The sequence below is a fragment of the Pseudaminobacter soli (ex Li et al. 2025) genome (assembly GCF_029892515.1).
GTDB classification, from domain to species: Bacteria; Pseudomonadota; Alphaproteobacteria; order Rhizobiales; family Rhizobiaceae; genus Pseudaminobacter; species Pseudaminobacter soli_A.
On record NZ_JARXVF010000001.1, the window covers coordinates 137,135 to 157,788 of the forward strand.

Genomic DNA, 20,654 nt, shown 5'->3' on the forward strand with positions numbered 1-20,654 from the left:
GGCATGTCCGGCACATAGCCGAAGGTATCCGCTTGGTCATGCGAAGCTCCCGTTCGATCTGCTGCGCACTTCTGGCCGCCGCCCTGCTTGCCGGCTGCACCAGCTACCACCCTGCCCCGCCAGCCTTTCATGAAGTGCTCAACCAGCCTTACCAACTTGGCCCCGGCGATCGCGTCCGCGTCACCGTGTTCGAACAGGAGGGGCTGACGAACACTTACAGCATCGACCAGTCCGGCTATATCGCCTTCCCGCTCATCGGCCCGGTGCCGGCTCGCGGCCAGACCCCGCAGAAGCTCGAAGCGGCCATCGCCACCAAGCTGCGCCAGGGCTACTTGCGCAATCCAGACGTCTCGGTCGAGGTCGAGCGCTACCGGCCGGTCTTCGTCATGGGCGAAGTGGGCGCGGCAGGCCAGTATTCCTACGTGCCTGGCCTGACGGCGCAAAAGGCGATCGCGATCGCCGGCGGCTTCTCGCCTCGCGCCAACCAGACCGATGTCGACGTCACGCGCGACATCAACGGCAAAGTGATGACCGGCAGGGTACAAACCAGCGATCCGCTGCTGCCGGGCGACACAATCTATGTTCGCGAGCGGCTCTTCTAGAACCTGATTCCCCGAAGAATCGTGGACGGACGACGGTCGAGCACGGCGGAATAGCCGGTCGTCTCAAGGGTTTCTTAGCCCCTCGGCGCTAATGATCCGGCGTAAGCTTACGGATCACACCATGAAAGAAGACTCCGCCCGCCGCTTTTCCGCCGACGCCGTGCGCAATTTCGTGGACGACGAGGCAGCCGGAAAGTCGCAGCCGGTAAAACTCAACAAGGTCGCCCAGCAGGTCGCGGCCCAGTACAGGCGCGACACGACTTCGCCTGTGATGGTCAGTGGCGTCATGCGCCTTGTCGAGTTCTGCCTGCTGTTCATCTCGGGAGCGGCGCTGTTTGCCGGCTATGTCGGATTCGATACGCGCCTTTTGTGGGACTATCCAGTGATCATCGGCGGCACCTCGCTGCTGACGGTGGTCCTTTTCGAGATCAGCGACCTCTACCAGATCCGTAGCCTTCTCCACCCGCTCTCCAAGGCCGGACGGCTGCTGCTACTTTGGGCCGGGGCCTTTGCCCTGCTTGCGGTTGCGGGTTTCTTCCTGAAGATCTCGAGCGATTTTTCGCGCCTTCTGTTCGGCGCCTGGTTCGTGCTCGGCTTCCTTCTGGTCTTCGGATTGCGTCTGGTCATGGCCCAGCTCATCCGGCGCTGGGCGCGCAACGGTTCGATGGAACGGCGTGCGGTCATCGTCGGCGGCGGCCAGGCGGCCGAAACGCTCATTCGTGCGCTGGAGAGGCAGCCCTACAACGACATCCGCATCTGCGGCATCTTCGACGACCGCGACGACCGGCGCTCGCCGCCCATCGTCGCCGGCTACCCCAAGCTCGGCAACATCAACGAGCTGATCGAATTCGCGCGCATCGCCCGCATCGACATGCTGATCGTCTCGCTGCCGATCGCCGCGGAGAGGCGTGTGCTGTCGCTACTCAAGAAGCTCTGGGTTTTGCCTGTCGACATCCGTCTGTCGGCGCATTCCAACCAGTTGCAGTTCCGGCCGCGCTCCTATTCCTTCATCGGCTCCGTGCCGATGCTGGACATATTCGACAAGCCAATCAACGACTGGGATTCGGTCGCCAAGCGCGCCTTCGACATATTCTTCAGCCTGTTCGGCATCATCGTCTTCTCGCCGATCATGCTGGCCACCGCCATCGCCATCAAGCTCGACAGCAAAGGCCCTGTCCTCTTCAAACAGAAGCGCCACGGCTTCAACAACGAGGTGATCGAGGTCTACAAGTTCCGTTCGATGTATGCCGACCAGTCCGATCCGACGGCGAAGAAGACGGTGACGAAGAACGATCCGCGCGTCACCCGCGTCGGCCGCATCATCCGCAAGACCTCCATCGACGAACTGCCCCAGTTTTTCAATTCTCTGCTCGGCAACCTGTCGCTGGTCGGTCCACGCCCGCATGCGGTGGCCGCCCAGTCGCACAATCTGCTCTACAACGAGGTGGTGGACGGCTACTTCGCCCGCCATCGCGTCAAGCCCGGCGTCACCGGCTGGGCCCAGATCAATGGCTGGCGTGGCGAGATGGACACCGACGAGAAAATCCGCAAACGGACGGAATACGACCTCGACTATATCGAGAACTGGTCGCTCTGGTTCGATCTAAAAATCCTGTTCCTGACGCCGATCCGTCTCCTCAATATGGAAAACGCCTATTAAGCGCGCACAGCCTGTCGTAAGGGGCGATCGACGCTAGGCTTATGGCGCTGGTTTCGACACGACCATCGGCTTCAGCGTGCTCATTTCCGGCTTCGTGGTGAACGAGCCGACATCTTACGAACTCTAGTTGGCCGAGCTGCTCAACTCCTGGCCCGGTTGCCTTTGACAGGATTTTCCCGTCAGGCTTTTCCCTTGCTCGGTCAGTAGAAACTACAACTTTCGGATACCCTATCCTCCGAAGGCAGCAGGTACTTATCCTGAATTGCTGTCGCTCTGATTAAATTTGATAGTCAAAGGGTTACGGCACCCACACGAGCGGGAACCGCAACAGACTGATCATTGAAGCCTGTCTCAAATGATTTCGGATGAAAGGATCCTGACATGAAGAAACTCATCATCGCCGCAACTGCCCTCCTCGCGATGACTGCTTTTGCGACTGCCGATGGCGGTGGTGGCAATGGCAATGGCAACGGGAACGGCAACGGCAACTCTGGCTCGTTCAACGGCAACGGGAACGGCAACTTCAACAAGGGCTCGTTCAACGGCAACCTGAACGGCAACTTCAACAAGGGCTCGTTCAACGGCAACCTGAACGGCAACTTCAACAAGGGCTCGGTCAACGGCAACGGCAACGGCAATTTCAACGGATCACACGGGCACCACCCCCGCTGATAGCGGCAAGCTGATCCTGCTTGATCATTTCAGGATGTGAAAGCTGGCATGGTGGTTGGTTACTCCAAGAGCGTAGCCGGCCACCATTCAGCTTTTATTGCCGCAGCAGAGTCTGCCTGAGGGCAAGGCGCCGCGGCTTCATCATTACCAACAGCGCATATTTCAGTAACGCGCGTCCCTGGCCGTCCAAATTCGGATGTTCGAGTTGACGCCCAAAAGCCTTCATACCATCGGCCAGGCGGGGTTTATTGAGGGACCCCACGACTTGATTCCGGGAATCAATTTGCATCGTCGAAAATAGCCCAGGCAGGCGAGTTGCCTGAACTCAGTCGAGCCACGATGAAGACCGAAGCGGAGACGAGTCAATTGGCAAGCAAACAGGGTTGCCATAGCGTTTCGCGCCTCCGGTTCGACCAGACCCCTTTGATCTCGACTGGACGAATCCAATGCTATCGAGATCGCAAAGATCGAGTCGAACCAGAGGCGCTAAGCTCAAGACGATTCGCAGGGGCTGGCTTCGTTACCACCCACGGCCACTTCCACCACGCTCATGCCCATGGCCATGGCCGTGGTCGTTTCCAGCGTTGCCCCAGCCCTGCCCCTGGTTGCCCCAGCCCTGTCCAAACCCGTAACCACCAGAGTCAGGGTTGTGTCCATGCTCGGGCTTCCCGGGCTTATGCTCAGGCTTTTCCGGTTTATGCTCACGCTCGCGGCGCGGGTTTGCCACAAATTCCGGAAAAGTTATGCCGTAAAGTGCGCCGCCATAATCCTTGGCGACATAGTGTTCAGTCGTGCAACCACTCAGTGTTGCCAATACCGCTACAATAGTAAGGGTACGCATCGCTTACCTCCGCACCCCTCTCACTTTGACAACAATTTAACGCAAATGACGTACACAGGTTCCGTTCTGGAGAAACGATGTGCATCGAAAGTAGTAACATCTTCGGGAAATCACCGAGAATGGCCTAGCCAAGAAGCCTTCTCTCTCTGTTGTGTCTGTCATGGTCGTTACAACGGATCATGACCATCAGTTGCAGCTCACCAGCCAGTATTACCGTGGTTCAGATAGCAACCAATCCATCAACACGGTGGTCCGCGCTTCCAGCGCCTCGACGCTGGTTCCCAAATTACACAGTCTGAAAACGCGGCTGCCTGAACCTCAACGTATCCGAGTGGCCACACGGGTCACGTACACCGTCGGGCGCATTGTCCAACTGGCTCGAATTTCACCGCAAATGATGGAGCTTAACACAAAAGGTTCGAAATAGGCCTTGCGCCCGGCCCCCTGAATATATATCCCTTGCGCCGGTTCGGAGTGTAGCGCAGCCCGGTAGCGCACTTGACTGGGGGTCAAGGGGTCGTGGGTTCGAATCCCGCCACTCCGACCATTTTCTCCTAAAAGAAATAAACATTTGGCTGCGATGTCGGGGTTCTGGCCGACTGGCCAAGCATGGCTTTGACGAGCTCAGATCCGCAGTTCGGAATATCGAGCCCCGAGTCCTGAAGCGATTGGCGCTTCGCAGTTCTCATAATCCCAAGCGCTCCACGTTGATTTGAAATAATCGGACGGAACGCCCCGCAACGCACGGCGCCACTGTCCCACTCGACTCGCCCGCACAGCTTTTCTTTGGTATGAAAGTTCAGTGGGAGGGGTGACAATGAACTATCAGACGCTTGATGCGAGTGCAGCGATTATTGCATCGCTCAATTTCTCGACAACCTTGGCAATTCATCTTCACAAAAAGGGGGTCCTGACGACCTCAGAATTTGTGGCTATTGCAAACGAAGCAATTTCCATGAGTAAAAACGATCCGAAATACCACGAAATACGGGTCGTTTTGCAGAGAATGCTACCGACAATCCAACTCGGCTAGGTATCTCGGACTCGCTCTTTTCGAGAACGGCGTGCGCCCAACTCGCGGTTGCCACTATCACCGCCGCAATCGAACCTGTCCGATTCAAGCCGAACCTTGTCCCCTGAGCGGACGAACGAATCAGTGCATGCTGATTCGTGCCTCGAGCAGATCGATCTCGCGGACCAGTTTGCGTGCCGGCTCGTCCGAAATCTTTCCGCCGCGTGCCAGGCGACTGATCTCGTCGCGTTCCGCGCGCAGCCCGGTGAGGCGCAGCTCCCGTTCGATCGTACCGACATGGCGAGCGAGATCGGCCTCCTTGCCGGTCTTGGAGAATCCGTCGATGCGCCGGCGGTAGATATCCATCACCCGGGCACCCGCATCGGCGTAAACGTCCGCATCCGCGCGCCCCTTGCCCATGTCGTGCTGGCACTTTTCGATGGCGTGGATGGCAGCTTCCGCCGCCGCAACGCGCGCGCGCACTTCTTTTGCGTCCAGTTCGGGCGCCGGCGGCAACCTCAGCCCCCTCAGAACGCGCGGCAGTCCGATGCTGGCCGCAACCAGCGACATGATGATAACGCCGGCAGCCAGGAAGATGGCAAGGTCGCGGGCCGGAAACGGCGAGCCGTCATAGGTCGTCAGCGGCAGGGTCAGCACACCAGCGAGGGTGATGGCCCCGCGCACGCCTGCCAGCGACGTCGCGGCCACGAGGCGCCAGCCCGGTGCTGCCATGCTCTGCCCGCGCCGGCGGATCCGGAACATGGTGAACTTCAGGGCCGTCCAGACCCACACGAAACGCAAGGCGGCTAGCGCGGCATTGATGACAATGACATAGATAAGCAGCCACACCGGTTCGTGATGTCCGGTTTCGCGAACCACGTCGGCCGCGCGCGCGGCAATCGTCGGCAGTTGCTCGCCAAACAACACGAAGATGATGCCGTTGGTCGCGAACTGAACCGTGTCCCACACCGCACTCCGCCGCACGCGGGTGACGGCAAGAACCTTGCCGAGGAATTCGGCGTAGCTCATGGTAATGCCGGCAGAGACCGCGGCAAGAATGCCCGAACAATGCAGATGCTCGGCCAAAAGATAGGCCGCAAATGGAATGAGAAGGCTGACCAGGATCTGCGAGCCGGTCTCTTCGCCAAACCGACGGGAAATCAGAACCGTCGCACGCGTCACGCACCAGGTGACGACAACACCGATCACGATGCCGCCGATCGACACCCATAGGAAAGTTCCGAAGGCGGCGGCCAGCGAAAACGCGCCCGTGAGCGCGGCCGCAACCGCAAAGCGCATGCAGACCAGGCCGGACGCATCGTTGAGCAGCGATTCCCCTTCCAGGATATGCATCAGTCGCTTGGGGATCGGCACCCTTGCGGCAATCGCCGAAACCGCGATCGGATCGGTTGGCGATACGATCGCCGCAAGTGCAAAGGCGACTGGCAGCGGCATTGCCGGGATCAGCCAGTGGATGAAGAAACCGACGCCGACGACCGTGAACACTACCAGCCCGAGGGCAAGACCGAGGATCGCATTCCTGTCGCGGAACAGCCCTTCCTTCGGGATACGCCAGCCGTCGAGAAACAGAAGCGGTGGCAGGAAGAGCAGGAAGAAGATGTCCGGCTGCAGCTCGACGCCAAAATTGGCGACCGAAGCGATGGCTGCCCCGAGTGCGATCTGAACAAGCGGGAGCGGCACGGCAATGGGCAAAGCGCGCGTGATGGCGCCGCTGACCACCACGGCCACCATCATGACCAGTACTACCGATATTGTTTCCATGGGCCATCTTTGCTGCAGTCGTTGTCAAGCAAGGTCTTCCATGACCAGCAGGCACCTGCGGCAAAGTCATGAATCACCAATGCGACTTTTGACCTCAGCTTTGGACGCAGGCAACCTTCGACACCGGTAAGTCGCGCCGCGTGAACCTTGCAATGTGGATTTTACGAAGAAATCTAATCGGCAGACACGGCAAGAAGCGCCTCGCCTTCCATGCCGCTTTCCGATCCGGCCTGCTCGGCGACCCAAACTTCGCCACCCTGCCTGACGGCGTCGTAGACTGCTCGGCCGATGGCAGCGCCGATATCCGTATGCAGCCCGGCGAATTGCTCCGGCTTTTCGCCGTCCGGCGCCGCGACGACAATGCAGTCGGTTCCCGTGCCGGTCACGGGCCTTCCGTCCAGGCGCCAATCCAGATCGATGATCGCAGCGGTGCGCGCTTCCGTAGCAATCGACATCGCCTCGATCAGCGCTGCCGTCGTGAGCGGCCGGTCGACATGGGCGAGCAAGTTGATCGTCCCGGCCGGCATGGAGGCAGCCGGGCTTTCGCCAACCCGGCCGGCATTGCCGAGACCGACCGTCGCCAGGCAGGAGGCATTGGCCTCACCGAACGAAGCCGCAGCCAAATGATGCTTGCGGACGGCGCGCGAAGTCATCAGCTGGACCGCGTCCTCATGCCCGGCTTCCCCCATCTTCATTTCGAGCAGCGCAATCGGATCGACATCGAGCGACAGGTCAGCGTTCCTGACCTGCAGCCAGGCCACTTTTCGCGTGGAGACAAAACCGGGCCGGGTCAGCGACCAACTGAGCATCGTCTGCCGGGACGCAAATTCCGCGACGAGGAAGGAACCCATGCAGGAAATCGAGAAGGCTGCCATGACCAGGCTTGTCACATCGACGAGGGCCGACGGCAAGCCCGCTCGGAAAAGAACGCGCAAGACGGCACTGAAGGCACGACGAACGGCCGTGCCTTTGAAAAAGGCGCAGGCCCGATGCGCTACCGGTTCAGCAGCGAGGCGATCTGCTCCTGTTGCGGAACATTACCGCCGGGCGTCAGCTTGTCGACCACGCCCGGCAAGGCGGCCGAAAGCTGTTGCAGCAGTTGCTCTTCGCTCATGCCGGCGCGGTCGGCGAGTGCCTTGAGCGTCGGCTGGCCGATGGCTTGGCCAAGATCGTTGGGGCTGATCGGCTGGTTCTGCCCAGTGCCGACCCACGAGTCGGCCGTCGAGCCCTGCCCACTTGCCCGCAACTTGTCGAGAAGGCCGCCAAGCCCGCCAGCCAGGCCACCTTCGTCGCCCTGAGGCGATGCCGGAGCGTTGGCGTCAGGCTGGCTCTTGCTGCCGCTCAGCATCTTGCCCACCAGGAGCGCGCCAAGCGCAATCATCAAGGGCTTGCCGATATTGCCTCCCGGCACAGCGTCGTCAAAAAGTCCCATCAGGACCTCCTGTCATGACAAAATCCGACCCCGATGGAAGGAATTGTGGGGCGGCAAGCCGCCATTTCAAGTCTGCGAGCAATAGTTGTGTTTCTTCGTTTCCTGTGAAAATCTTTACCGGCAAAGGAAACGGAGACACATCGAGATGTCAGTCATCGGTTGGATCGTTCTCGGCCTCATTGCAGGCTTCCTGGGTAGCAAGATCGTCAACAGCAGCGGCCAAGGAATGCTGATGGATATGGTCCTCGGCATCGTTGGCGCCATTGTGGGCGGTCTCATCTTCAACCTTTTCGGCACGGCCGGCGTGACGGGCTTCAACATCTGGAGCCTCATCGTGGCGGTTATCGGTGCCGTGGTGGTGCTATGGCTCTACCACGCGCTGGCGGGACGAAGGGGCGCATAAATAAAGGCCCGGGACAGCCATTAGACCGGGGACCCTTTGTAATTTGTAGGCTCTGCGGCAGATCGAGCCTGAAAAGCCGCAGAGTGGTTATTTTCACATAGATCGGTCGACGGTGTTCTGCCCGCCGTCCGGAAATCTCTACTTGCTTGCCCAGTCCCTCCCCCGGACCGGCATGGAAGGCCATTCCTATTAAATGCAGCAACCGCCTGCCCGTTAGCAGGCGGCAGGTCATGGCTTTCGAAAGTCAAAATAAGCAAAAGCCCCGCTTCGGGCTCGAAGCGGGGCTTTTGATGTATGGGCCGTACTTACGAAGCAGGATCAGGCGGCGTTGGAGCCCGCCTCCTTGTCGAGCGACATGTAATCCAGCGGCAGCTCGGTGGTGTACTTGATCTGCTCCATGGCGAAGGCCGAGGAAACGTCCCGGATCTCGATCTTGGCGATGAGACGCTTGTAGAAGGCGTCGTAGGCGGCGATGTCGGGCACGACCACGCGCAGCAGGTAATCGACGTCGCCGCTCATGCGATAGAACTCGATGACCTCCGGAAAATCCTGGATGACCTCGGAGAAGCGTCGCAGCCATTCGTGGCTGTGCGAATTGGTGCGGATCGATACGAAAACGGTGACCCGCGTGTTGATCTTTTCGGGATCGAGGATGGCGACGCGGCGCTTGATGACGCCCTCCTCCTCCAGCTTCTGGATGCGGCGCCAGCAGGGCGTCGTCGACAGCCCCACCTTCTTGGCGATGTCCGCCACGGCAAGGGTCGCATCTTCCTGCAGAAGACGAAGAATTTTGCGGTCAAGGCGGTCCATAGCGGCTCCGAGAGAAAAATTTTCTCCGCATAATCGCTACAACCAGCTTCCTTCGCAAGAAAGGAATTCTCCGACAGGCGTGATTTTACGCAACGGCATTGCAATGAAATCAGCCAAGACGATTACGTATTTCCGATTTCAGAAACGGGAGCAATTCCGTTTCGAACCATGGATTCTTCTTCAGCCAGCCGGAATTGCGCCAGGAAGGATGCGGCAGCGGGATGACGCGCGGCCGTTCATTTGAGGCATAGATGGCGCGCCAGTTCATGACGGTCTCGCCGAGCGAGGCACCGCGGCCGGCCCCGATGTGCCATCCTTGCGAATAGATGCCGATCGCCAGCACGAGCTCGATCTGGGGCATCAGGTCGATCAGCGGCTGGCGCCAGCGCGGCGCGCATTCCCGGCGCGGCGGCAGGTCGCCGCCCTTGGCATCCTGCCCGGGAAAGCAAAAACCCATCGGCACGGTGGCAAAGTTGGCGGGATCGTAAAACTCCTCGCGGGAGACGCCGAGCCAGTCGCGCAGCCTGTCGCCCGAAGCATCGTTGAACGGAATGCCCGTGGCATGCACCTTGGTGCCCGGCGCCTGGCCCGCGATCAGGATGCGCGCCTTGGTGGACGCCACCACGACGGGCCGCGGCTCATGTGGCAGCGGCCGGCCGCGCGGTTCCTCCACACAGATGCGGCAGGCGCGGATTTGCGCCGTCAGGCGATCCAGTTCTTTCGCAGTCATGGTGTCAGGCGGCAGCGCTCGGCCGGTTCGACAGCGCCTGATGCCAGCGGATCACATTGCCGTATTCCTCGGGAACCCGGATTCGGGCCGGCTTCATGAAATCGACGGCAATCAGGCCGGTTATGTCGGCGATGGAGAACTCGTCGCCGGCGGCGAATTCGCGGCTGGCGAGTTCGCGATCGAGGATATTCAGGAAACTGAGGGCCTTGGGCTTGTTGGCCTCGCCCCATGTCGGAACCTGCGGCACCTCCCACTCCTTCATCGCCGGATGGATGTGCCTGAAGGCTGCCGCCACGCACATGAAGAGATTCAGTTCAATCCGCCGCTGCCACATCTCGACCTTGGCCTTGCCCAGCGCGCCGCGCCCGAACAATGCCGGCTCGGGATGAAGTTCCTCGAAATAGCGGCAGATGGCCACGGACTCGGTCAGGATCGTGCCGTCGTCCAGCTCCAGCACCGGCAAGCGCTGCAAGGGGTTGCGGGACGTCATCAGGGCGCTCTTATGCTCCAAGCCGGCCATGTCGACCGCCACCATCGGCACCGCGATGCCCTTCTCGGCGAGGAATACGCGTACCCGGCGCGGATTGGGCGCCCGCCCACCATCATACAGCCTCACATCGCTCTCCCGCAGTATGTTTGGCCGCACTATAGCGCGCCCTCGCTAAAACCGAAGGATTTCTCGCAGCCAGTCGAGAAACCAGCCGCCGGTATGGTTTACGGGTTCGGCATTTTTGCGATGGCTGGCGCGCCAGTCGCTCGGTTGCTCGAAGGTGCCGGTCCAAATGCCGGCGCGGCGATCGCGCGCCATCCGTTCGGCGTCGGTGTAATCGCCATAGGCGACCGCCCAGCCCTGCTCGACCATCGCGCGATTGAGATCGACGCCGCCTGCCCTACAGACGGCGAGAAGCCGACTGTAGCGGTCGCGCTTCGAGCCCTCGCAGGTGACGCTCCTGCCGGCGATCAGCCTGACGAGCACTTCCCGCGCCTGGCGCCCGCATGGGTAGTCGACGCCGCCCTTGTTGCAGATCTGCATGTATTCGGGCGCGTCCATGCCGATGAGCCGGATGCGCTCGCCATTCAGCGTGACGGTATCGCCGTCATTGACGATGACCGAGCCGGTGTCCTGACGCGTAGCCATGCGGTCGAAGCGTGCGGCCACGACCGCAAGCATGCCGAGAATCGCCACAGCGAGGCAGATGTCGAACACCGTTCGGAAGGCACCACGCGATTTGGTAAAAGGCCTTGAAAGCGGGCGATATCGCGTCATTCGAAGCATATGGCAAATAGTCTCTTAATTATTCCAGCGTAGCCTAAGCGTCTGAAATCGATTGCTCGCATAAATTGAAACCTCAAATGGCGTTGCTGCGCTCCGACATCGCCGACAAGAACATTGTGGATCGCACGAAACGGCGCCGCAACAGCGATGTCGCGCGCGCCGTGCGCAGGACACGCGACCGCCTCGCCCAGCGCCCTGGCGCGCTCGCCTTCGACCGCGATCTTCTGAGGCTGCATGCCCACGCCATGACCGGCAGTGCCACAGCAATCCCGCTCCTGGTTCTGGTCATTACGGTGGCGGGGCTGATCGCCGGCATGCGGGGCGAAATCCTTATCTGGGCGATGCTCACCACCACCTGTTATGCGGGCCTGGCGCTGGTGGCGCACCGCGTCAGCAAGATGGATCTGGCCAAGCTCGACACGCAGGGCGTCAAGCGCATTTTCCTGATCGGCCATTTCCTCTCCGGCCTCGGCTGGGCCTATTTCGCCGGGATCGGCTGCGAAGAGTGCCAGCTCGAGCAGTTCCCCATCGTCAAGGCGGTCATACTGCTCCTGGCTATGGCCGCGACCGCCCTGATCGCGTCCTCGCTGCGTGGCGCATTGCTCGTCACCTTCGCGCTGCCGGTGGTGATCTACGGTGTCGGCATCTCCCATTCGCCGGAAGCGGTTGATCTCTTGATGACCGCGCTTCTGGCGCTTTCGCTGCCCTTCTTCGCCTATGTGGCAAGCCGGCTGAACCGCTCCTCGGTCATGTTGCTGTCCTTTCGCTCGGAGAAGGACGGCCTGATCGCCGAACTCGAAACCGCAAAGTCGATGTCGGACGAGGCGCGCCGCCGTGCCGAAGAGGCCAACCTTGCCAAGTCGCGTTTTCTGGCCTCCATGAGCCACGAGCTGCGCACGCCGCTCAACGCTATTCTCGGCTTCTCGGAAGTCATGTCGAACGAGGTGCTGGGGCCGATGCAGAACGCGACCTATCGCGACTATGCGCAAGACGTGCACGATTCGGGCCAGCACCTGCTCAACCTCATCAACGAAATCCTCGACCTCTCGCGCATCGAGGCAGGGCGCTACCAGCTCAACGAGGAGCCTGTGCAGCTTCTGCACATCGTGGAAGAATGCTGCCACCTGATGGAGTTGAAGGCGCACAACCGGGATCTGCGCATCGTGCAGCAATTCGAGGCCGAGCTGCCCCGCCTTTATGCCGATGAGCGCGCGGTGCGGCAGATCGCGCTCAACCTCTTGTCGAACGCCGTCAAGTTCACCCCGCCCGGCGGCGAAATCCTGGTGCGCGTGGGCTGGACCGCCGGTGGCGGCCAATACCTGTCGGTGAAGGACAATGGACCGGGCATTCCGCCTGAAGAAATCCCGGTCGTGCTTTCGGCCTTCGGCCAGGGCTCAATCGCCATCAAGAGTGCGGAGCAAGGCACTGGCCTCGGCCTGCCGATCGTGCAGGGCCTGATCGCCATGCACGGCGGCGAATTCCAGCTTCACTCGAAGCTGCGTGAGGGCACCGAGGCGATCGCCATCTTCCCGCTGTCGCGGGTCATGGAAGTGCTGCCCGCACTGCCGACCAAGGCCGTGGCGGCCGCCGGCCGCCGTCGCCAATCAGCGTAGTGCCGCGGCCATCCCCGTGCTGCAAAGTGCTGCGGCCTTCACCAGCCCGGCTGCGAGTGCACCACCCGCTCCTTCGGCATGGGCCATGTCGAGATCGAGCAGCGGCTTCATGCCGAGCTTTTCAACCGCCTTGCCGAAACCACGCTCCGGAGATGCCTGCGCTACCACGCAATGATCGAGCGCGCGCGGCGTGAGCGCATAAAGCACCGAGGCGGATGCAACCGCGGCAAGTCCATCGAGGATCACCGGCACCTTTTCCATGCGAGCAGCGATGATGGCGCCGGCAATCGCGGCGAATTCCCGTCCGCCAACCCGGCGCAGCACTTCCAGCGGATCCTTCAGGTGGGCGCTGTGCAAAGCCAGTGCGGCGTCGACCACCTTCGCCTTGCGGGCGATCATCGTGGCGTCCGCGCCCGAGCCCGCGCCGACCCAATCGGCGCCGGTGCCGCCATGCAGCGCAGCCAGCATGGCCGCTGCCACGGTGGAGTTGCCCACGCCGAGGTCGCCAATGCACAAAAGGTCCGTTCCCGAGATCGCTTCCATGCCGAAGGCCATGGTTGCCGCGCAGCCGCGCTCGTCCAGCGCCGCGTCCTGCGTGATGTCTTCGGTGGGCAAGTGCAGCGCCAGGTCGAACACCTTGAGGCCGACATCGTTGGCAAGGCAGATCTGGTTGATCGCCGCGCCGCCGGCGGCGGTCAGCTCCACCGCGCGCGCCGTCGCCTCGACCGAACGGGGCGAAACATCGTGGCGCGCCACGCCGTGATTGCCGGCGAAGATCGCCACCAGCGGGCGATTGACCGCCGGCGGCCGGCCGCTCCAAGTTGCCAGCCACGCGGCCAGCTCCTCGAGCCTACCAAGCGAACCCACCGGCTTTTCGGCCTTGGAAAACTGCGCCCGCACGCGTTCGCCCGCAGCCTCGTCGCCTGCCGGCAGCCGAGTCATCAGGGTACGAAAATCGTCGAAAGGAAGCGCACTGGTCATGTCGTTTTAACCTGGGAGAATGGTCGTTGGCAGCGGCATAGCCGCGTTGGCTTCGTGGCACAATGGCCGAAACGTCTCGTACAGCTGGGACTTGCATTGCCGCCACAGCTGTCCCATTTGGAGAGCACCAACGGGAAGGCTCCATGACGGCCATTGAATCGCCCTGCATCCTCGTCTGCTCGGTCGACATGAAGACCGGTTACTGTTTTGGCTGCGGGCGCACCCGCGAGGAGATTTCCGGCTGGATAGGCATGACGCCCGAGCGGCGGCGCGAGGTCATGACTGAACTGCCGGCGCGGCTCGAGACGGTGGAACGCCGCCCTCGCCGCGAAACGCGGCGTGCGCGCATGGCGCGCGAAAGAGATCAAGCGGTCTGAACCTATGGCAGGGCGCGGAATCTGGATCGTTCTGGCAGTCATGGGCATCGGCCTCCTGCTGCTGCTCGTCAACGACATGAGCGGCGACGCATCCGGAATCTCCAGCAACACAATGGGCCGCGTGCTTTATCTCGGCATATTCGGCGCGGTCATCGGCGCCGGCATCCTGAACGCGCGGCACCACTTCGGCGACATCGTCCGCAATCTCGGCCTCTGGCTACTCCTCGTGCTGGTTCTGATCGCCGGCTACCAGTACCGCTACGAGCTGCAGGACGTAGCCAACCGCGTCACCGCCGGTCTGGTTCCCGGCAGCCCGCTTTCATTGACCGATTCCGAAGGCCGCTCCACGGTAACGCTCGAGAAATCGCCGAACGGCCATTTCGAGGCCCGGCTGAACATCAACGGCGCGCCGGTCCGCGCGCTGGTCGACACCGGCGCGACCGCGACCGTTCTGACGGCCGCCGATGCCGAGCGGGCCGGCTTCAACCCGTCCGACCTCGACTTCACCATCCCTGTTTCGACCGCCAATGGCGACGCCACGGCGGCGCGCGTGGTGGCACGCAATATCGAGCTGGGCGCCATCAGCCGCCGCAACCAGACGGTGCTGGTGGCAGCGCCCGGCATGCTCAGCCAAAGCCTGCTTGGCATGAATTTTCTCAGCTCGCTGTCGGGCTTCGACATCCGCGGCGACCGGATGATTCTCCGCGACTGATCCGCTCTACGCCGCCGTCAGTTCGCGGCGCTCGTAGATATGATCGACGATGCCCCAGTCGAGCGCTTCCTCGGCCGTCATGAAATAATCCCGGTCCAGCGTGCGCTCGACCTCTTCGAGGGTACGTCCGCAGTGCTTGGCGTAGAGCGCATAGAGGCGCTTTTTCAGCCTGACGATGTCTTCGGCGTGGCGCTGGATGTCCGATGCCTGCCCCTGAAAGCCGCCCGACGGCTGATGCAGGACGATCGAGGCATTGGGCAGCGCGATGCGCCGTCCTGCCGTGCCGGCCATGAGCAGGAAGGAGCCCATCGATCCGGCGGTGCCCATGCACACGGTGGACACCGGGCTCGAGATGAATTGCATCGTGTCGTAGATCGCCAGGCCGCTGCTGACCACCCCGCCCGGCGAGTTGATGTAGAGCGAGATTTCCTTCCTCGGATTGTCGGATTCCAGCGACAGGAGCTGCGCGCAGACCAGCGCGGAGACATTGTCGTCGATCGGCCCGTTGATGAAGATGATGCGCTCGCGCAGCAGGCGCGAGAAAATGTCGAAGGCGCGTTCGCCGCGGCTCGATTGCTCGACGACCATCGGCACGAGATTGCTCAATCCGCTCATGTGCGTTCTCCTGTGAGGCGATCAGGCAGCCAGCGCCATCGTGGCGGGGCGGTTTGTATTGGCGGCAAGGGTCTGCGGCCGCGCGACCGGCAAGGCGACAACCCGGGCCTCATGCACGATGCGCAGATGCGTGCCGCCGCCATCGGCTGGATCGAGGCGGAAGGTGACGGCGGTGGCGAGCCCGTCGCGCACGGTTCCGGCGTCACGCCAGGAATAGCGGATCAGCCGGTGCGGCTCGATGTCGAGCACTTCGCATTCGACCTTGCCGCCCTCGCCCGGTGCCCCATCGAATGAGAACCGGGCGCCTTCCACTGGCTGCATATCGTTGGGCAGCAGCCAGGCGCCGAGCAGTTCGGGCACGGTCAGCGCCCGCCACACCTTTTCCGGCGCATCCGGCAGGGTGCACTCGACCACGATCTCGTCATGCGGCTCGTTCGGCTGCTCGCTCATTGGTCCATTTCCTTCAGCACGTCCTTCAGCCTTTCCACGCGCTCCGGCCAGAAGCTGCGGTAGCGCTCCACCCAGCCTGCGAGAGGCGTCAGTCCTTCCGGCGCAACGCGGTAGAACACGTTGCGTCCGTCGCGCCGTTCGGCGACCAGCCCCGCCTTGCGCAAGGCCGCCAGATGCTGGGACACCGCCGGCTGCGAAATGGCAAAGCCCGACTTGAGATCACCGACGCTCATTTCCCTGTCGGCCAGCCGCTCGAAGACGGCGCGGCGCGTGGGGTCGGCAAGGGCGCGAAAGATTTCAGACTCGATCATGCAACACATATAAGTGTACGCTTATCGTTTTGGCAAGGCGCTTCCGAATACGAAAACGCCCGGCGGCCAAGGTAGCCACCGGGCGTCGAACGTTGAGTGTGCAGGAGATATCAGGCTGCGCGGCTGGCGCGTTCCTGCTCGACGGCGGCGAAGGCGCTGTACAGGACTTCCGGTCCCGTGCCGGGCCGCGTCGCGTCGGTGGAGAGAATCTGGCGGAAGCGCCGTGCACCGGGCTGGCCATGGAACAGCCCGACCATATGGCGCGTGACATGGCCGAGCCGGCCGCCCGCTTCGATATGGCGCGCGGCATAGGCAGCCATCGTGTCGATCAAGGCGGCATAGTCGAATTCCCGCGCGGCTTCGCCAAATACCACCGCATCGGCCTCGGCCAGGATACCGGGCGTATGGTAGGCGGCGCGACCGAGCATGACTCCATCGACATGCTCGAGATGTTTTGCGGTCTCATCTAGAGTCTGAATGCCGCCATTGATGCCGATGAAACGGTTCGGGTGCTTTGCCTTCAGCCGATAGACGCGATCGTAGTCGAGCGGCGGAATGTCCCGGTTTTCCTTGGGGCTCAGGCCTTCGAGCCAAGCCTTGCGCGCATGCACCCACAGCACTTCTATACCCGTCGCGAAGACAGCATCGGCCAGCGCATCGAGCGCCACCTCGGGGTCCTGCTCGTCGACGCCGATGCGGCATTTGACGGTGACCGGGATCTTCACCGCCTGCCGCATGGCAGCCACGCATTCGGCCACCAGCTCCGGCGTCTTCATCAGGCAGGCGCCGAAAGTACCGGACTGCACGCGGTCGGACGGGCAGCCGACATTGAGGTTGATCTCGTCGTAACCGAACTCCTCGCCGATCCTTGCGGCCTCGGCCAGCTTCTTCGGATCGGAACCGCCAAGCTGCAGCGCAACCGGATGCTCTTCCGGCGAAAACGCCAAAAGCCGTTCGCGCGCACCGTGGATCACGGCGTCGGCCACGACCATCTCGGTATAGAGCAGCGCATTGCGCGAAAGCTGACGATGGAAAAACCGGCAGTGACGGTCCGTCCAGTCCATCATCGGTGCAATCGCAAGCCTAAACTCCTTGTAATTATTATCTTTTTCGGCTCTCTTGTTCATTCTAGCTTCGTTATTTGTCCTACGCATTTTCCGCGTATTTCTGCGGATTTCGTCGCATTTGGTTGTCGCCAGTACAACAATGTTGTACTTCTGCGGCCATGTTGTACCGCTGGAGACGGGGCCATGGGTGCGATCACACCACGCAAACGCAAAGATGGATCCGTTGGCTATCTAGCGCAATTAGTCATTAAGCGCGACGGCAAGATCGCGCATAGAGAGAACAAGACCTTTGACCGAAGTCAGGCAGCGGCGGCCTGGCTTGAGAAAAGAGAGAAGGAACTTTCGAAGCCTGGAGCGCTGGACAGCCTGAAGGCTGGCAATCCGACACTGGCAGACGTCATTGATCAATACATCCGGGAATCGAACAAGGAGCTAGGCAAGACGAAAGCCCAGGTGCTCCGGTCCATCAAGGATTTTACTATTGCCGGTAAGCGCTGTTCGCAGATCGGCAGCACCGACATTGTCAAGTTTGCCCAGGAAAAGCTCGCGACCGGCGTGGTCCCGCAGACGGTCGGAAACTATCTTTCGCACCTTGGCTCGATCTTCACCATAGCTCGTGCCGCGTGGGGTTATGACTTGGAGCCGAGAGCGATGGACGACGCTTGGACGGTCGCCAAGCGGCTCGGGCTCGTGAAGAAGTCGACCAAACGCGAACGTCGCCCCACTCTCGGAGAGCTTGATAAACTCATGGTCTACTTCGGCGAGCGTCAAAAGCGCCGCCGCACGGTCACCCCCATGCAAAAAATCATTGTGTTCGGGATATTCTCGGCACGCCGGCAGGAGGAGATCGTCTGCATTCGGTGGGATGATCTCGACACAGAAGGCAAACGTGTGCTGGTCCGCGACATGAAGGACCCCGAAAACAAGGAAGGCAACCACATCTGGTGCGACTTGCCCGACGAAGCGCTGCAAGTCGCCCTTTCGATGCCGAAGCTTGCCGATGAGATCTTCCCCTACACGACAGACGCCATCGGCGCGGCATTTACCAGAGCCTGCCTACTTCTTGAGATCAACACGGAAGACATGCCAGACGCGGAACGACTGCACTTCCACGATCTGCGTCACGAGGGCATTTCGCGCCAGTTCGAAATGGGCAAGAACATTCCGAATGTTGCATCTGTGAGCGGTCACAGATCATGGCAAAGCTTACAGCGATACACACATATCCGGCAGGTCGGAGACAAATACGCCGGATGGAAGTGGATTGTTGAGGCCGCGAAGCCGATCAGTGGATTGCGGATCATGAAGAAGGGCGAATTGCCACGGCGCTTGCGTTCGGAGCGTTGGCACGAAGCGGAAGGCGCAGCAGTTCGCTCGCGTCGCAGCGCTGGGTAGAGTGCGCGCCGTCCGCACCAGTTTCCCATACACCAAAGAACTACCTAGCGCGTTGATATTCCGTCGCTTTGCGGCGCTGGCCAGAATCGATCGCTCGCGCCTCTAGCCTCGGCGGATTTGCACAAAAACGTTACCGATTTTGCAGTCCTGGCGACATTGGCAGCCAGCCCAAAGTAAAAGGCCCCAGCTTTCGCCGGGGCCAGAGGTCACCGCGGGAGTGCAGATCAGAACTTGTAGTTGATGCCGAACTTGACGGTGTGGAAGTTGACCTTCCGGTCGATCATACCCTCGAGGACCTGTGCCTTGCCAAGATCGGTATAGGCATACTCGGTCTTGAGGCTGACGTGATCGGTGACAGCATATTCGACGCCTGCGCCGACCGTCCAGCCGGCCTTGGTCTTCGACTCACTTATACCGAAGACAGCGTCCTCGATGAATGTCTTGGTGTGGCCATAGGCGAGACCACCGGTTGCGTAGACCAGCAGGCGATCGGTTGCCAGCACGCCGGCGCGCGCACGCACCGTGCCGTACCAGTCAAGCTTAGTGCCGAGTTTGGGCCCTCCCACCAAGGAGCCAAGATCGGTTTCACCCTTGATGCTGGCGCCCTGGAAATCAGCCTCGGCACCCACGACCCACTGGTCGATCTGGTAGTTATAACCGACCTGAACGCCACCAACGAAACCATTGGACGAGGGGTTGAAGGACGGGGCAGGGCCAACGACGGGCAACTCATGCTTGAACTTGCCGCCGCCGAAGCCGGCGTTCAGGCCGACATAAGCACCGGTCCAGCTGAATACCGGAATGACTTCCGGTACGACGATATCTGCGGCGAAGGCGCCGGTCGACAGAATGGTGGAAAATGCAGCCAGGACGGCGATGCGTTTCGAAAACATTGGATTCCTCAAATCAGGTAAGAATTGCAGTTAACAGCTAGGCGATGAAAGCCAAAAAGTCTGTTGCAGCTCCGCAACACTGCCGACAAGTTTCCTAGGCATTTCAATGCTATATCTCTAATATAAGTAGGAGCATCAGGTTCGGAAAGGGCAGCGCGGCTAGGCAGCCGGAACGATAGAAGCCCCTGCCCGTTCTCCAGCTCTGTGTTGGAGTTTGAGCGCTCTGGAGAGCGCTGCCTCCCTGATGTAGCCAGCCTTGAAAAGGTCGAGCGCCTTAGCGGCGAGACGTTCTGCTTCGGCCCCGCGAGGCGGCAGCCGTCGCTCGGTGCGGACGCGTTCGACCGCGTGGCGCATGATGTTCACATTCTCTGGAGTGAAAACCTTGGTTCGACTGATCACACCTGGCAACAGCTTGGTGATCTTTCCATGCGCTGGCCTTGCGAACTGGCCCGCGACAAAATCACGGTACGCGGCGGAGACCGGCGCTGCTCAGCCATCAACAGATATTAACACCTACCGTTAGGGAAGGCGGGTATTGCGGGAATTGCGCGGCTTCTCCGGTTGATCGAAGCGCCTCTCGTTGCTTCGCTCAGAACCGGCAGGGGGTGAGAGGAGAATGGAATGCACTTGACGGAATACACCCGCAATGCCGACGCTCCCGACCGCGCCAGACGCCGTATCCAATACCGCGGAGCAACTCCCAATGGCGATCCTGTCTGGACCGATGCGGAGGATGCAATTTGCAAGCAGTACGGCTCCAATAACGAGGCGCTTCGCCAGAAACTCCCGCACGCAGCTACGCTGCAATTATTTGTTGCTATTCATTCTACTATTGTGATGTATTGTAATTTTAAACTATCGTTATGTATGCAAAGATGACTAGCGGTTGCTATTTTAGCATTTTCGGAAAGTATTGCCGGCAGCGCGATCAAGCAGAAGAAATCTCTGTTTGAATACTCACGCGCGAAATTCTGTGGCCGTTTTATCGCAGGCAGTTCGTCAAATACTCAAGCGGAACCC

24 protein-coding genes and 1 tRNA gene are annotated in these 20,654 nt (G+C 60.9%); 11 read left to right on the plus strand and 14 right to left on the minus strand.

Annotated elements, in window-relative coordinates:
- Window positions 1-38 precede the first annotated feature (38 nt).
- The 3 genes from M2281_RS00690 to M2281_RS00700 all read left to right on the plus strand — a co-directional run bounded on the left by M2281_RS00690 (window position 39) and on the right by M2281_RS00700 (window position 2,934).
- The gene (locus M2281_RS00690; RefSeq protein ID WP_280819179.1) at window positions 39-602 is read left to right on the plus strand and encodes a polysaccharide biosynthesis/export family protein; all 564 of its coding nucleotides are present in this window, start codon (window positions 39-41) and stop codon (window positions 600-602) included.
- A gap of 121 nt (window positions 603-723) precedes the next feature.
- A complete protein-coding gene (locus M2281_RS00695) occupies window positions 724-2,262 on the plus strand; it encodes an undecaprenyl-phosphate glucose phosphotransferase (protein WP_280819180.1) in 1,539 nt (512 codons plus the stop codon).
- Window positions 2,263-2,643: 381 nt separating this feature from the next.
- Window positions 2,644-2,934: a hypothetical protein gene (locus tag M2281_RS00700; RefSeq protein WP_280819181.1), complete on the plus strand. Its 291-nt coding sequence runs from the start codon at window positions 2,644-2,646 to the stop codon at window positions 2,932-2,934.
- Window positions 2,935-3,454: 520 nt separating this feature from the next.
- Here M2281_RS00700 and M2281_RS00705 read toward each other — a convergent pair.
- The gene (locus M2281_RS00705; protein WP_280819182.1) at window positions 3,455-3,775 is read right to left on the minus strand and encodes a hypothetical protein; all 321 of its coding nucleotides are present in this window, start codon (window positions 3,773-3,775) and stop codon (window positions 3,455-3,457) included.
- Window positions 3,776-4,245: 470 nt separating this feature from the next.
- Between M2281_RS00705 and M2281_RS00710 the strand changes: the two genes are divergently transcribed.
- Window positions 4,246-4,322: transfer RNA gene (locus tag M2281_RS00710), tRNA-Pro, on the plus strand.
- Between the two features lie 270 nt (window positions 4,323-4,592).
- Window positions 4,593-4,808, plus strand: a complete 216-nt coding sequence (locus tag M2281_RS00715) for a hypothetical protein (protein ID WP_280819183.1) — start codon at window positions 4,593-4,595, stop codon at window positions 4,806-4,808.
- 120 nt (window positions 4,809-4,928) lie between these two features.
- Here M2281_RS00715 and M2281_RS00720 read toward each other — a convergent pair whose 3' ends face one another.
- The 3 genes from M2281_RS00720 to M2281_RS00730 form a co-directional block, all read right to left on the minus strand.
- A complete protein-coding gene (locus M2281_RS00720; RefSeq protein WP_280819184.1) occupies window positions 4,929-6,569 on the minus strand; it encodes a Na+/H+ antiporter in 1,641 nt (546 codons plus the stop codon).
- Between the two features lie 173 nt (window positions 6,570-6,742).
- Complete coding sequence (locus tag M2281_RS00725; protein WP_280819185.1) at window positions 6,743-7,480, minus strand: adenosylcobinamide amidohydrolase; 738 nt, start codon at window positions 7,478-7,480, stop codon at window positions 6,743-6,745.
- A gap of 83 nt (window positions 7,481-7,563) precedes the next feature.
- A complete protein-coding gene (locus M2281_RS00730) occupies window positions 7,564-8,001 on the minus strand; it encodes a YidB family protein (protein WP_280819186.1) in 438 nt (145 codons plus the stop codon).
- Window positions 8,002-8,146: 145 nt separating this feature from the next.
- Between M2281_RS00730 and M2281_RS00735 the strand changes: the two genes are divergently transcribed.
- Entirely contained in the window at window positions 8,147-8,404 is a 258-nt protein-coding gene (locus M2281_RS00735; RefSeq protein ID WP_280819187.1) for a GlsB/YeaQ/YmgE family stress response membrane protein, read from the plus strand.
- Window positions 8,405-8,722: 318 nt separating this feature from the next.
- Here the strand turns inward: M2281_RS00735 and M2281_RS00740 are convergent, their stop codons facing one another.
- The 4 genes from M2281_RS00740 to M2281_RS00755 all read right to left on the minus strand — a co-directional run bounded on the left by M2281_RS00740 (window position 8,723) and on the right by M2281_RS00755 (window position 11,151).
- Window positions 8,723-9,214 carry an Lrp/AsnC family transcriptional regulator gene (locus M2281_RS00740; RefSeq protein WP_280819188.1) on the minus strand — a complete coding sequence of 164 codons (492 nt, stop codon included), beginning with the start codon at window positions 9,212-9,214 and terminating at the stop codon, window positions 8,723-8,725.
- Window positions 9,215-9,323: 109 nt separating this feature from the next.
- Entirely contained in the window at window positions 9,324-9,944 is a 621-nt protein-coding gene (locus M2281_RS00745) for a uracil-DNA glycosylase family protein (protein ID WP_342394239.1), read from the minus strand.
- A gap of 4 nt (window positions 9,945-9,948) precedes the next feature.
- Window positions 9,949-10,560 carry a glutathione S-transferase gene (locus M2281_RS00750; RefSeq protein WP_280819189.1) on the minus strand — a complete coding sequence of 204 codons (612 nt, stop codon included), beginning with the start codon at window positions 10,558-10,560 and terminating at the stop codon, window positions 9,949-9,951.
- Window positions 10,561-10,605: 45 nt separating this feature from the next.
- Window positions 10,606-11,151, minus strand: a complete 546-nt coding sequence (locus tag M2281_RS00755; RefSeq protein ID WP_280819190.1) for a thermonuclease family protein — start codon at window positions 11,149-11,151, stop codon at window positions 10,606-10,608.
- Between the two features lie 146 nt (window positions 11,152-11,297).
- On the opposite strand from M2281_RS00755, the gene M2281_RS00760 reads away from it, so the two are divergent.
- Window positions 11,298-12,833 (plus strand): sensor histidine kinase, encoded by a 1,536-nt coding sequence (locus tag M2281_RS00760; protein ID WP_280819191.1) that lies wholly within the window; start codon window positions 11,298-11,300, stop codon window positions 12,831-12,833.
- On the opposite strand, the gene M2281_RS00765 is transcribed toward M2281_RS00760, so the two are convergent.
- On the minus strand, window positions 12,825-13,814 hold the full coding sequence (locus M2281_RS00765; RefSeq protein WP_280819192.1) for a nicotinate-nucleotide--dimethylbenzimidazole phosphoribosyltransferase: 990 nt from the start codon (window positions 13,812-13,814) through the stop codon (window positions 12,825-12,827). The two genes, M2281_RS00760 and M2281_RS00765, sit on opposite strands and share 9 nt — an antisense overlap.
- Before the next feature lie 143 nt (window positions 13,815-13,957).
- Here M2281_RS00765 and M2281_RS00770 point away from each other — a divergent pair, with 143 nt between their 5' ends.
- Both M2281_RS00770 and M2281_RS00775 read left to right on the plus strand, forming a co-directional pair.
- Window positions 13,958-14,191: a DUF1289 domain-containing protein gene (locus M2281_RS00770; RefSeq protein ID WP_280819193.1), complete on the plus strand. Its 234-nt coding sequence runs from the start codon at window positions 13,958-13,960 to the stop codon at window positions 14,189-14,191.
- Window positions 14,192-14,195: 4 nt separating this feature from the next.
- Window positions 14,196-14,903 (plus strand): retropepsin-like aspartic protease family protein, encoded by a 708-nt coding sequence (locus tag M2281_RS00775; protein ID WP_280819194.1) that lies wholly within the window; start codon window positions 14,196-14,198, stop codon window positions 14,901-14,903.
- 6 nt (window positions 14,904-14,909) lie between these two features.
- Here the strand turns inward: M2281_RS00775 and M2281_RS00780 are convergent, their stop codons facing one another.
- From M2281_RS00780 to dusA, 4 genes are all read right to left on the minus strand, one after another.
- A complete protein-coding gene (locus M2281_RS00780; protein WP_280819195.1) occupies window positions 14,910-15,518 on the minus strand; it encodes an ATP-dependent Clp protease proteolytic subunit in 609 nt (202 codons plus the stop codon).
- Window positions 15,519-15,539: 21 nt separating this feature from the next.
- On the minus strand, window positions 15,540-15,968 hold the full coding sequence (locus M2281_RS00785; protein ID WP_280819196.1) for an SRPBCC family protein: 429 nt from the start codon (window positions 15,966-15,968) through the stop codon (window positions 15,540-15,542).
- Complete coding sequence (locus M2281_RS00790; protein WP_280819197.1) at window positions 15,965-16,279, minus strand: ArsR/SmtB family transcription factor; 315 nt, start codon at window positions 16,277-16,279, stop codon at window positions 15,965-15,967. The genes M2281_RS00785 and M2281_RS00790 overlap by 4 nt, the downstream gene beginning before the upstream one ends.
- A gap of 110 nt (window positions 16,280-16,389) precedes the next feature.
- The gene (gene dusA / locus M2281_RS00795) at window positions 16,390-17,406 is read right to left on the minus strand and encodes a tRNA dihydrouridine(20/20a) synthase DusA (protein ID WP_280819198.1); all 1,017 of its coding nucleotides are present in this window, start codon (window positions 17,404-17,406) and stop codon (window positions 16,390-16,392) included.
- 123 nt (window positions 17,407-17,529) lie between these two features.
- Here dusA and M2281_RS00800 point away from each other — a divergent pair, with 123 nt between their 5' ends.
- On the plus strand, window positions 17,530-18,741 hold the full coding sequence (locus tag M2281_RS00800; RefSeq protein WP_280819199.1) for a tyrosine-type recombinase/integrase: 1,212 nt from the start codon (window positions 17,530-17,532) through the stop codon (window positions 18,739-18,741).
- A 224-nt stretch (window positions 18,742-18,965) separates the two neighbouring features.
- Here the strand turns inward: M2281_RS00800 and M2281_RS00805 are convergent, their stop codons facing one another.
- Entirely contained in the window at window positions 18,966-19,634 is a 669-nt protein-coding gene (locus M2281_RS00805; protein WP_280819200.1) for an outer membrane protein, read from the minus strand.
- A gap of 621 nt (window positions 19,635-20,255) precedes the next feature.
- Here M2281_RS00805 and M2281_RS00810 point away from each other — a divergent pair.
- Complete coding sequence (locus tag M2281_RS00810) at window positions 20,256-20,513, plus strand: hypothetical protein (RefSeq protein WP_280819201.1); 258 nt, start codon at window positions 20,256-20,258, stop codon at window positions 20,511-20,513.
- Window positions 20,514-20,654 lie beyond the last annotated feature (141 nt).